Origin of the sequence: Streptomyces sp. NPDC093544, assembly GCF_040683495.1 — a bacterium.
Classification (GTDB): Bacteria; Actinomycetota; Actinomycetes; order Streptomycetales; family Streptomycetaceae; genus Streptomyces.
In genome coordinates this window covers 1-11,947 of record NZ_JBFBEA010000060.1, presented here as the reverse complement: position 1 = coordinate 11,947, position 11,947 = coordinate 1, and the positions used below count along the sequence as shown (strand labels likewise).

9 protein-coding genes are annotated in these 11,947 nt (G+C 69.7%); 6 read left to right on the top strand and 3 right to left on the bottom strand.

Annotated features, from left to right (window positions below; translation table 11 throughout):
* The first annotated feature begins 235 nt into the window (after positions 1-235).
* The 6 genes from rsmA (at position 236) to AB0N66_RS41995 (ending at position 8,960) form a co-directional block, all read left to right on the top strand.
* The gene (gene rsmA / locus AB0N66_RS42020) at positions 236-1,123 is read left to right on the top strand and encodes a 16S rRNA (adenine(1518)-N(6)/adenine(1519)-N(6))-dimethyltransferase RsmA (protein ID WP_365446140.1); all 888 of its coding nucleotides are present in this window, start codon (positions 236-238) and stop codon (positions 1,121-1,123) included.
* On the top strand, positions 1,120-2,019 hold the full coding sequence (locus AB0N66_RS42015; protein ID WP_365446137.1) for a 4-(cytidine 5'-diphospho)-2-C-methyl-D-erythritol kinase: 900 nt from the start codon (positions 1,120-1,122) through the stop codon (positions 2,017-2,019). Before rsmA ends, AB0N66_RS42015 begins: the two co-directional genes overlap by 4 nt.
* Positions 2,020-2,235: 216 nt before the next feature.
* On the top strand, positions 2,236-4,059 hold the full coding sequence (locus AB0N66_RS42010; RefSeq protein WP_365446135.1) for an ABC-F family ATP-binding cassette domain-containing protein: 1,824 nt from the start codon (positions 2,236-2,238) through the stop codon (positions 4,057-4,059).
* 239 nt (positions 4,060-4,298) lie between these two features.
* Positions 4,299-6,176: a PQQ-binding-like beta-propeller repeat protein gene (locus tag AB0N66_RS42005; RefSeq protein WP_365446132.1), complete on the top strand. Its 1,878-nt coding sequence runs from the start codon at positions 4,299-4,301 to the stop codon at positions 6,174-6,176.
* A gap of 73 nt (positions 6,177-6,249) precedes the next feature.
* Positions 6,250-8,073: a PQQ-binding-like beta-propeller repeat protein gene (locus AB0N66_RS42000; RefSeq protein WP_365446129.1), complete on the top strand. Its 1,824-nt coding sequence runs from the start codon at positions 6,250-6,252 to the stop codon at positions 8,071-8,073.
* Between the two features lie 176 nt (positions 8,074-8,249).
* Entirely contained in the window at positions 8,250-8,960 is a 711-nt protein-coding gene (locus tag AB0N66_RS41995) for a LuxR C-terminal-related transcriptional regulator (protein ID WP_365446126.1), read from the top strand.
* Between the two features lie 90 nt (positions 8,961-9,050).
* On the opposite strand, the gene AB0N66_RS41990 is transcribed toward AB0N66_RS41995, so the two are convergent.
* The 3 genes from AB0N66_RS41990 to AB0N66_RS41980 all read right to left on the bottom strand — a co-directional run bounded on the left by AB0N66_RS41990 (position 9,051) and on the right by AB0N66_RS41980 (position 11,927).
* Complete coding sequence (locus AB0N66_RS41990) at positions 9,051-9,893, bottom strand: FkbM family methyltransferase (RefSeq protein WP_365446123.1); 843 nt, start codon at positions 9,891-9,893, stop codon at positions 9,051-9,053.
* A 243-nt stretch (positions 9,894-10,136) separates the two neighbouring features.
* Positions 10,137-11,312: an RICIN domain-containing protein gene (locus AB0N66_RS41985; protein WP_365446120.1), complete on the bottom strand. Its 1,176-nt coding sequence runs from the start codon at positions 11,310-11,312 to the stop codon at positions 10,137-10,139.
* Between the two features lie 174 nt (positions 11,313-11,486).
* A complete protein-coding gene (locus AB0N66_RS41980) occupies positions 11,487-11,927 on the bottom strand; it encodes a hypothetical protein (protein ID WP_365446142.1) in 441 nt (146 codons plus the stop codon).
* Between the last annotated feature and the right edge of the window lie 20 nt (positions 11,928-11,947).

The following is an 11,947-nucleotide window of genomic DNA, read 5'->3' as shown; positions in this document are numbered from 1 at the left end:
TGAGGGGTCTTGGGGGGGGTGTGGGTGGGGGGGGGTGTGGGGGGGGGGGGGGGGGGGGGGTTTTTCGCCCCCTCCGCCCCTGCCCATTCCCGTCCCCTGGGGGCTCTGCCCCCTGGACCCCCGCTCCTCAAACGCCGGAGGGGCTGAATCTCCCCGGCAGCCCCCAGGTACGGGACGGGTAGGGGCGGAGGGGGCGAGGAAACCCGCCGGTCGTCTGCGCCCGTACCCTTGGTCCGTGACCAGCCCCACCCCCGACGCCCTCCTGGGCCCCGCCGAGATCCGCGAACTCGCGGGAGCCCTCGGCGTGCGGCCCACCAAGCAGCGCGGCCAGAACTTCGTGATCGACGCGAACACGGTGCGCCGCATCGTCCGCACCGCCGGCGTACGCCCCGACGACGTGGTCGTCGAGGTGGGCCCAGGGCTCGGCTCGCTGACCCTCGCTCTGCTGGAAGCAGCGGACAGGGTCATCGCCGTGGAGATCGACGACGTACTCGCCGGAGCGCTCCCCGCAACCATCGCCGCACGCATGCCGCACCGCGCCGACCGCTTCTCGCTCGTGCACTCCGACGCGATGCAGGTACGGGAGCTGCCCGGCCCCGCCCCCACCGCGCTCGTCGCGAACCTGCCGTACAACGTCGCCGTTCCCGTACTGCTGCACATGCTCGACACCTTCCCGAGCATCGAGCGCACGCTGGTGATGGTGCAGGCCGAGGTCGCCGACCGGCTCGCGGCCCCGCCCGGCTCGAAGGTGTACGGCGTCCCGTCGGTGAAGGCCAACTGGCACGCGGACGTGAAGCGGGCCGGTTCCATCGGGCGCAATGTCTTCTGGCCCGCGCCGAACGTCGACAGCGGGCTGGTGTCGCTCACCAGGCGCACCGAACCCGTCAAGACCACGGCCACGAAGCGCGAGGTGTTCGCGGTGGTGGACGCCGCGTTCGCGCAGCGGCGCAAGACGCTGCGCGCCGCCCTCGCCGGGTGGGCGGGTTCCGCCGCGGCCGCCGAGACCGCGCTCGTCGCCGCCGGTGTGTCACCGCAGGCCCGCGGGGAATCGTTGACCGTCGAGGAGTTCGCCCGTATCGCCGAGAACCGTGTCGCCGAGAACAAGGAGTCCGCGGCAAAGTGACCGTGACCGTACGCGTCCCTGCCAAGGTCAACGTCCAGCTCGCGGTGGGCGGCGCCCGCCCCGACGGCTTCCACGACCTGGCCAACGTCTTTCTCGCCGTCGGCCTGTACGACGAGGTCACGGTGACGCCGGCGGACGAGCTGAGCGTCACCTGCACCGGCCCCGACGCCGACCAGGTCCCCCTCGACCGCACGAACCTGGCCGCCCGCGCGGCCGTCGAACTCGCCCGCCGGTACGACATCGACCCCGCCGTCCACCTCCACATCGCCAAGGACATCCCCGTCGCGGGCGGCATGGCGGGCGGTAGTGCCGACGGCGCAGGCGCCCTGCTCGCCTGCGACACCCTGTGGGGTACGAACGCCTCGCGCGAGGAACTCCTCGACATCTGCGCCGAGTTGGGCAGCGATGTGCCGTTCAGCCTGGTGGGCGGGGCGGCGCTCGGCCTCGGGCGGGGGGAGCGGCTGCGGGCGCTTGAGGTCGGCGGGACCTTCCACTGGGTGTTCGCGATGGCCGGACGCGGGCTGTCCACCCCGGCGGTGTTCCGGGAGTTCGACCGGATGAACGAGGGCGTACGGATCCCCGAGCCCGTCGCCTCGCAGGAACTGCTCGACGCTCTCGCGAAGGGAGACGCCGCCGCCCTCGCGGCCGCCGTCTCCAACGACCTTCAGCCCGCCGCTCTTTCCCTCTTTCCGGAGCTCGCCGAGACCCTGGCCGCGGGGCGCGCCGCGGGCGCCCTCGCCGCGCTCGTCTCCGGTTCGGGGCCGACCACGGCGTTTCTCGCGGGCGATCCGGAGTCGGCGGCCGAGGTGGTCCGGGCCCTGTCGGCCTCCGGTACCTGCCGGACGGTGCGTACGGCGTCGGGTGCTGTGCCGGGCGCCACGGTGCTCGGTCGCTGACCTGCGGTTTCGCCCCCTCCGCCCCTTCCCGTCCCGTTTCCGGGAGCTCTGCCCCCAGACCCCCGCTATCGCGCAGAACGCGCTCGTCCTCAAACGCCGAACGGGCTGAAGCGGGGCGGAGTCCCGGAAAGAAAGCCGCGGCTCAGTCCGCCTCGGCACGCGGACTACTCTTGAGGGTCGATCGTCCCCTCGATCGTCCCCCTTGTCAGGAGAGAAATGGCCGTCAACCTGGTCAATGTCGAGTCCGTCAGCAAGGTGTACGGCACCCGTGCACTGCTCGACGGGGTCTCCCTCGGCGTCAGCGAGGGCGACCGTATCGGCGTGGTCGGCCGCAACGGCGATGGGAAGACGACCCTCATCCGGATGCTCGCCAAGCTGGAGGAGGCCGACACCGGACGGGTCACCCACTCCGGCGGGCTGACCTTCGGCGTCCTGACGCAGTACGACTCCCTCGACCCCGAGGCCACCGTCCGGCACGAGGTCATCCGGGACATGGCCGACCACGAGTGGGCGGGCAACGCCAAGATCAGGGACGTACTGACGGGCCTGTTCGGCGGTCTCGACCTGCCCGGCTTCCCGCAGGGACTCGACACCGTCATCGGCCCGCTGTCCGGTGGCGAGCGGCGCCGTATCGCGCTGGCCAAGCTCCTCATCGAGGACCAGGACCTGGTCATCCTCGACGAGCCGACCAACCACCTGGACGTGGAGGGCATCTCCTGGCTCGCCCGGCACCTGAGCCAACGCCGCTCGGCCCTCGTCTGCGTCACCCACGACCGCTGGTTCCTCGACCAGGTCTGCACCCGCATGTGGGACGTGCAGAAGGGCGACGTGTACGAGTACGAGGGCGGCTACTCGGACTATGTCTTCGCGCGCGCCGAGCGTGAGCGGATCGCCGCCACGGAGGAAGTGAAGCGGCAGAACCTGGTGCGCAAGGAGCTGGCCTGGCTGCGGCGCGGCGCCCCCGCCCGTACGTCCAAGCCGCGCTTCCGCGTCGAGGCCGCCAACGAACTGATCGCGGACGTGCCGCCGCCGCGGGACAGCTCCGAGCTGATGAAGTTCGCCAGCTCCCGGCTCGGCAGGACCGTCTTCGACCTCAAGGACGTCACCGTCCAGGCCGGGCCCAAGGTGCTGCTCAAGCATCTGACCTGGCACCTCGGCCCGGGGGACCGGGTCGGGCTCGTCGGGGTCAATGGCGCGGGCAAGACCTCGCTCCTGCGGGCCATGGCCGAGGCCGCCCGCAGCGAGGGCGAGAAGCAGCCCACCGCCGGACAGATCGTCACCGGCAAGACCGTCAAGCTCGCCTACCTCTCCCAGGAGGTCGCCGAACTCGACCCCACCTGGCGGGTGTTGCAGGCCGTGCAGGCCGTACGCGACCGGGTCGACCTCGGCAAGGGGCGCGAGCTGACCGCGGGGCAGCTCTGCGAGACGTTCGGCTTCAACAAGGACAAGCAGTGGACGCCCGTCGGGGACCTGTCCGGTGGCGAGCGCCGGCGGCTTCAGATCCTGCGGCTGCTGATGGACGAGCCCAACGTCCTCTTCCTCGACGAGCCCACCAACGACCTCGACGTCGAGACCCTCACCCAGCTGGAGGACCTGCTCGACGGCTGGCCCGGGTCGATGATCGTGATCTCCCACGACCGGTTCTTCATCGAGCGGACGACGGACAACGTGTACGCGCTGCTCGGCGACACCACGCTGCGGATGCTGCCGCGCGGGATCGACGAGTACCTGGAGCGGCGCAAGAAGATGGAGGCGGTCGCGGCCGCCACCGTCCTCGCCTCCGCGCCGGCGCCCACCGCCAAGGCCGCTTCCTCCGCGACTGCGTCTTCTAAAGAGGGCCGCGCCGCCAAGAAGGAACTCCAGAAGGTCGAGCGGCAGCTCGACAAGGTCTCCGAGAAGGAGACCAAGCTGCACGCCCAAATCGCCGACAACGCCACGGACTTCGCGAAGGTCGCAGAACTCGACGCCGAGCTGCGGGAGTTGATCGTGGAACGCGATGAGCTGGAGCTGCGTTGGATGGAGCTGGCGGAGGACGCGTAACCGGCTGGGCAAGCCGGGCGCGTGCGCCGTGCACGCAGGGCGTGAAGGGCCCGTGAAGGCGCGTAACGACCCCATTACGAGCCGGTCCTCCCTTGGGAACAGGGGGAGCACCGGCCCGGTGTCACACGTCCTCACAGTGATAGAAAGAGCCGTCTGAGAAAAGTCTGAGAACCACCGGGTATGGCGGGAATCCAGCGCCGCCGGTGGGGCGCCACATCAGTGAAGAGGGGGACGCGCTGATGAGTCAGCCGCCGAATCAGCCGCAGGACGGCTTCGGAGCACCGCAGGACCAGTCGGGGGCAGGTGGGTTCGGCCCGCCGCAGGATCCGCGTGCGCAGGGCGGTTTCGGCGCGCCCCCGAGTACGCCGCCGAACTCACCACCTGGCACACCGCACGGCGCGCCTCAAGGCGCACCCCAGGGTGCCCCGACCCCGCCCGCGCAACCCCCGCACGCCCCCGCGCCCCCGCAGGCGCCGCCCACCGGAGCCCCCCAGCCGGGCTACGGATACCCCCAACAGCCCGCCCCCTACGGCCAATCGGGCCCGTACGGCCAGCCGCAGCAGCCGGGCCCGTACGGCCAAGGTCCGTACGGCCAGCCCGGCCCCTACGGCCAGCAACCCGGCTACGGCTATCCGCCTCAGGCGCAGTACCCGGGCGCACCCAACACCCCGCCCCCCGGCGGTTCCAGGAACCCCTTCAAGGGCAAGCCCGCGGTGATCATCGGCGCCGCGGTGGCCGCGCTGCTCGTCATCGGCGGCACCGTGTACGCCGTCAGCAGCGGCGGTGACGATGAAGGCAAGAAGCCGGTCGCGGAGAAGAGCGACGACGGCAAGGCCACGGGCTCCGCCGCCCCGGTCAACCCGGGTGACGGCAGCGGCGACGGCGGCGAGGACCCCGAGAACCTCAACGAGGGCCGTCAGGCCGGTGAGTCGAAGGTGCTCTGGTACAAGGAGGCGCCCGACGCGCCCGGTTCCGGCGCCGACGCCCCCGGCCAGTGGGTCACCGACAAGGTCGCGGTGAAGGCGGCGTACAAGCAGCTCTTCGCGTACAACGTCGGTGACGGGCAGCCCGCTTGGGACACGCTCACGTTCCCACAGAAGATCTGCGCGGTCACCCCGCAGAAGACGTCCGCGGACAAGGTCGTCATCGCCTACATGAACGGTGCGGGCGACAGCGCCAAGTGCAACCAGCTCCAGGAGATCGACCTCGCCACCGGTGCGAAGGGCTGGACCGCGGAGGTCGCCGACGGCGGGCTCTTCGACAGTGCCCTGTCCATCGCGCTCTCCCTCGTCGGCGACACCTTGATGGTCGGCCGTTCGATGTCGGGCACCGCGTACGACGCCGCCACCGGCAAGAAGCTCTGGGACAAGGGGAAGTACGGGCAGTCCTGCTACCCCGCCGCGTTCACGGGCGGCGCCAAGCTGCTCGCCGTCTCCTCCTGCGGCGCCAGTACCGACAACGAGCACGACGAGGTCCAGGAGCTGAACCCGGCGACCGGCAAGGTCAAGTGGACCAAGACGATCCCCAAGGGCTGGACGGTCGGGCGTACTTACTCCGTCGACCCCGTCGTCCTCTACCTCACCAATGAGGAGAAGGACCAGTGGAACGTCTCCACCCTGAAGAGCGACGGCACGCTCCTCTCCCAGGTCGACGTCGACGAGTCCTTCGCGCCCGAGTGCGGCTGGGCGATCCTCACCCGTGACCTCCAGGGCTGCACCGGTGCGGTCGCCGACGCCAACACCCTGTACCTGCCGACCGAAGTGACGACCGGCGCCAACGAGGTCGTCGCGATCAGCCTGGCAACCGGCAAGGAGAAGTGGCGCGTCAAGTCCCCGTCCGACGAGTCGATGCTGCCGCTGAGGACGGACGGCACGAATCTCATCGCGTACGTCAAGCCGTCGTACGACGCCGGTGGCCAGGTCGTGTCGATCCCGACGACCGGGAGCAGCCACAAGACCACGAAGCTGCTGCAGAACCCGCAGGGCACCGCGGACATCGAGAGCGGCTTCTACTCGAAGGCGATCGACTACGTGGACGGGCGCTTCTACATCTCCACGACCCGGCTCACGGGCACGGGCGACGAGAAGGAGAAGTTGATGCTGGCGTTCGGCGAGTGACCGGCCTCTCTCCTTCCTCCGCCGTCTCCCCTCCCACCTCCTCTTTCGTCCGGACATCCGAGGTACCCACGTCATGAGCCAGCCGCCGCCCCCGCCACCCCCGAACCAGCCCCCGCAGGGTGGTTTCGGTGCGCCCCAGGACCCGCCTCCGGGTGGTTTCGGTGCACCTCAGGACCCGCCTCCGGGCGGTTTCGGTGCGCCCCAGAGTCCGCCCCCGGGCGGGTTCGGTGCCCCGACGCCCCCGACGCCCCCGACGCCCGCGCAGGGCCCCGGCTACGGCTATCCGCAGGCGGCTCCGCCCACCCCGCCGCAGCAGCCGTACGGCTATCCGCAGGCCCCGCCGTCGCCCCAGGACGGCGGTCAGCAGCCGGGCTACGGCTACCCCCAGCAGCAGCCCCCGTACGGCTACCCGCAGCAGCAGCCCTACGCGCCGGCGCCCCAAGGCGGAGGCGGTGGGCGGAAGTTCAACAGCTCGGTGGTCATCATCGTGGCGGCCGTGGTGGCCGTCGCGCTGATCATCGGCGGCGGTGTCTGGTACGCGAACTCCTCCGGCACGGACGACAGCAAGAACAACTCCTCGGGCACAACAGGTGGTACCGGGGGCAAGGACGACAAGGGCGACGACACCCCGAGTGGCGGCGGAGGCAAGGAGAAGGCCCCGGCCGACCCGAGCGCCGCGGTCCTCCTCCAGGTGCCCGCGCCGGAGGTCAAGGACGACCAGATCGACAGCGTCGTGGGCTCCTGGCTCACCGACTCGGTGTACGCCAAGAGCGGTGTCAACGAGATCGTCGGCTACGACCCGGCCACCGGCAGCAAGAAGTGGACGCTTCCGCTGTCCGGCCAGACCTGTGCGGGCTCGCGGGAGGTCACCCAGGACGGCATCGCCGCCGTGGTCTCCGAGGCGACCGAGCGCAACAGCAAGGGCGATCACGAGGACTGCACGCAGGTCACCGCGTTCGACGTGAGCACCGGTGAGCAGCTCTGGTCGAAGAGCGCCGAGAGCAGCGGCCGGAAGGTGGCGTTCGAGGAAGTCACCATCTCCGGCACCACCGTCGCGGTCGGCGGCGGCTACGACGGCGGAGCCGCCTTCGAGGTGAAGTCCGGCAAGGTGCTGTGGCAGCCGAAGGTCGACACGTGCTCGGACGTCGGCTACGCGGGCGGGGAACAGCTGGTCGCGGTCCGCAAGTGCGGTGACTTCGGCAGTGAGACGTACGAGGTCCAGCTCCTCGACCCGACGTCGGGCAGCGTGAAGTGGACCTACAAGCTCCCCAAGGGCATCGACAACGCCAAGGTGATCTCCACCAAGCCCGTCGTCTTCGGTGTGGACTCCGCCGACATCACCGTCACCGGTGCCACGGACGTCTTCTCACTGGACGACAACGGCAAGCTGCGTATCAAGATCACGCTGGAGGACGGCAAGTACGCCCACGACTGCGGTGTCGGAGAGGTGTACGCCTGCAAGGCGATCGTGGTGGGCAACGACAAGCTCTACGTCCCGACCAAGGAGCACGACGGCGCCGCCGAGTACACCCAGACCAACGAGATCGTCTCCTTCTCGCTGGCCACCGGCAAGACCACCGGCGACAGGATCGACGCGGGCGACGGCAACGAGATCTTCCCGATCCGCATGGACGGCGGGAACGTCCTCGCCTACCGGGACGGTTCGGTCGACAAGGGTCCTCAGGTCCTCTCCGTGGACGGCACATCGCTGAAGCAGACGACACTGCTGGAGACCTCGGCCTCCGACAGCGTCCTGAGCGCCATCAGCTCCATGGTCCCCAAGAGCTCCGAGCTGCTGTTCACCAGCGGTCGCCTCTTCATGGGCAAGGACCTGATCGCCAAGCCGTACTCCGCGGATGACAAGGAGTACACCGCCCTCGGGTTCGGCACCGAGTAACTCTTAACCTCTCATCACTCCCGAATGTGAGGAATTTCGGTAATCCGGGGCACTTCTCTCCAGTAGGGGAAGCGCAACGTCGAACAAGCGTGTAGCTTCCGGTGGATGGAGAGCCGGGGGGCTCCTAATCCACGGGGAACCAGTGGAGATGCTTGGGGGAACTGGGGGGTTGCTCGATGGGAGTGCGGCTCATGGTGGTCGACGACCACCGACTGCTCGCGGAGGCGTTGGCCTCGGCGTTGAAGCTGCGCGGGCACCGGGTGCTCGCCGCCGCGGCGCCGGCCGCGGGGGCGGCGGAGCTGGTGATCACAAGGGCACCCGAGGTGTGCCTGATCGGTACGGCGACACCCGCACAGCCGGGGATCTTCGACCCGGTGGTGAAGATCAAGAAGGAGCGCCCGCAGGTGGCGGTCCTGGTTCTCGGCCCGGTCCCGAACCCGCGCGGCATCGCTGCCGCGTTCGCGGCCGGCGCTTCCGGATACGTACGTCATGACGAGCGCATAGAAGGCGTCGAGCGCGCGATCATGAAGGCGCGAGCGGGGGAGGCGGCCGTTGCGCCGCAGTTGCTCCAGGGCGCCTTCAGTGAACTGCTCAACCCGGCCGCCCAGCCCGACGACGAGGGCCAGCGGCTGCTCCAGATGCTGACGCCGAGAGAGGTGGAGGTCCTGGTGCGGGTCGCGGACGGCGAGGATACGCGGCTCATCGCGGCCGGCATGGGGATCGCGCCGTCCACGGCACGGACGCATGTCCAGCGGGTGCTGATGAAGCTGGGTGTGGGGTCGCGGCTGGAGGCGGCGGCGTTGGCGGCCCGTACGGGGCTGCTGGACCGGGCGGGGCCGGTGACACCGTCACCGTCGTTCGCCGACGTCCCGCAGGATCTGCGCTAGCTGTGCGGTAGCCGTGTGGTAGCCACGCCAGGGCCTGGCCGGGGCGGCGCGTCGCGCGCTCCCCGGCCTCCCACTCGCCCCCCGGGGAACCTAGTCGCGGGGCGCGAACAGCAGGTTCCGTGTGCCCTTGGGTCGGGCGGCGGTCGACGGGACGAGTGACCCGTCGGCCTCGGCGATCCAGTGGCAGTCGTAGCCGAGCGGGCCGAACTCGTCGAGAAGCGGGTCCAGGGGCGCGTTGACCAGCGCCTCAAGGATCACGTGCGGCCGGTCGCGCTTCAGCACCTGTCGAGCGCCCTTCAGAACCGACATCTCGTGGCCCTCGACGTCGATCTTCATGAGGTCCAGCTTCTTGTCGGCGAACACCTCGTCGAGCGTGAGCAGCTTGATGCGCTTCAGCTCGGCGCCCTCGGGAACCTGCTCCAGGGACGAGCCGGTCGACAGGAGGTTCGCCGAGAAGCGGACGCTGATGTCGGCCCACCCGGCCTCGCTCGACACTCCAGCCTGGTACCGCTTCACGTTCGTGGCGCCGTTCGCCCGTACGTTCACCGCGAGGCGGGCGTGGACCTGGTCCACCGGCTCGAACGAGTGCACCTTCGCCGCCGGGTTCGCGAGCGTGGCGATCATCGAGAAGTACCCGACGTGCGCGCCGACGTCCGCGATCGTCTCGCTCTTCGCGGCCAGCCGTGCCCACGTCGCGAGGCTGCCGGGCTCGTAGCCGAAGTGCCCGTTCCACAGGGTTTCGAGGGCGACCGCGTCATCGTTCAGACAGAACATGACGAAGGGCGGACAGTACGGGGACTCAATCTCGACGAAGCCGCGAAAAGGGTACTTTTTGCGGTGAGTACGGATGATTTCACCCGCGGCGACCGGTCGGACGGTGGTGGAGTGGGCCAACGTACGAGCATTGGCTTCTTCGAGCTCGGAGAGGCGCATTACGCGATGGTAGAGCTGTGGCCATGGCCTGTCGCCTGCTTGACGATTCCCAGATGGTGAACCTAAACGTTCGCCCAGGTTACGGATTCACCAACGATGCGCGGCCCGTACTGACCGTCTCGGCGGACCGTTCGGTTCCGATTCGCCGGTATCCGACGTGGCCGCCTCGGATCGCGAAGGGCGGCCTTCCGGGGAAGGCCGCCCTGGCGGTGACAACCGCGCACGGTTGCGCCGGTCAGCGTGTTACCAGACCCACCTCTGGTCGGTGTTCGTCGAGCACGGCCACTGAATGGCCTTGGTACCGATGACGGTGGAGGAGTTGGCGATGGCGAGGCACTTGTCGCTGTTCAGGTTCCGCAGCCGGTTGAGGCTGTCGTGGATCCAGGTCTGGTCGGTGTTGCTGGAGCAGGTCCACTGAATGGCCTGGGTGAGGTCGTCGGTGTTGCCGGCGGGCATGGCGAGACACTTGTTGCTGTTGACGTTCCTGACCCGGAAGCGGTCGCCGTTTCCGCCGGCGACGCTCTCCAACTGCCACTGCTGTTCGTTGTTGCCGGTGCAGGTCCACTGGATCAGGCCGACCAGGTTTTCGGTGCTGGCGCCGGGGACAGCCAGGCACCTTCCGGTCCCGGTGTTGGTGAGCGGATGCGGGGCGTTGACGTTGGTCGTGACCCATGATGCGAGGTCGTCGATGCGGGTGGTGATGGCTCCGGTGCGGGTTTCGGTGGTGTCGGTGCCGTAGCAGCCGGCTTGCCAGGAGCGGCTGTTGATGCCGGCGAGGGTGGTCTGGGTGCCGGTGAGGCGGACGAGGGGGCCGCCGGCGTCGCCGGCGCAGATCGCGGTGCCGGGCTGGCCGTTGATGCCGGCGGTGGTGGTGTCGGTGGCGGTGACGGAGAAGGTGCCGGTGTGCAGCTTCAGAGGGGCCCACTCGTCCGAGGTGCGGCCGTAGCCGGCGGCGGTGAGCTGTTCGCCGGTGGTGGGTGCGGTGGTGGCCAGGGTGATGGGGGTGGCGGTGGTGGTGGGGACGGGCCGGGCGAGGCGGGCGAGGACGAGGTCGCGGTCGGTGCGCGGGACGAGTTCCACGACCTGGGTGACGGTGCCGGTGGTGGTGGTGAGGTCGGTGCGGCCGATCGTCGCGGTGGTGGGGAGTTGGGGTGCGCCGGCGGGGACGGTGAGTCCGGCGGCCGGGTTGTCGACGAAGCAACTGGCGGCGGTGAGCAGCCAGTCGGAGTCGACGAGGGTGCCGGTGCAGGCGCGGGTGCCGTTGCCGATGTCCAGGCGCGCTGTGTAGTTGTACGCGGTGGTGGTGGCGGGGGCGCCGGTGACGGCCTCGGCGGGCGCGGTGGTCAGCGCGAGGGGGGCCGTGAGGAGTGCCGCGGCCAGTGCGAGGAGCCGGGCGGGTCTGGTGTGCTGGGTGATCATGATGTCCCTGGTATGAGGTCTGCCGGTCCGGTGGGTACCGGACGGCGGAAGGCTGATGAGGGAGTCGCCAAGCAGCGGCGCGGACGCGAGCAGTGCAGCGCGGACGTGAGTAGTGCAGTCCGGACGTGGTGTGTGTTGTCCGGGGGTCCGGTGTGCTGCTGGGGGTCCGGTCTGTTACTTGGTGGTCCTGATTTCGACGAGCAGGAATTCGCGGCCCTGCTCGTCGGCGCTTTCGCCGACCGGGGTCCAGGTGTTCTTGGCGATGTCGTAGGACTTCTCTTCGGTGCCGACGGTCATGTCGACCTGGGCCGTGTAGTCGTTGCCCTTGATGAGGTAGACCGAGGGGATTTCCAGGGTCAGGTAGCCGGAGTTGCCGGTGACGTGGAAGCAGACCTTGTCGGAGTTGCGGGCCCAGACCTCGAGCTGGCCGGTGTCGGCGGCGCAGGTGGCGAGGACGATGTGGCCGTCGCCGCGCTTCAGGGTGATGCCCTGTTCCGCGAGGATCTTGGCGGCTCCGGGGTAGTTGAAGTCCTCGACGGCGTAGCCGGGTGCTTCGTCGGCGATGGGGGCGACCGCTTCGGCGGAGTGGTTCTGGGGGGCGGCGGTGCCCGGCAGGCCTCCCACCACGAGCCAGG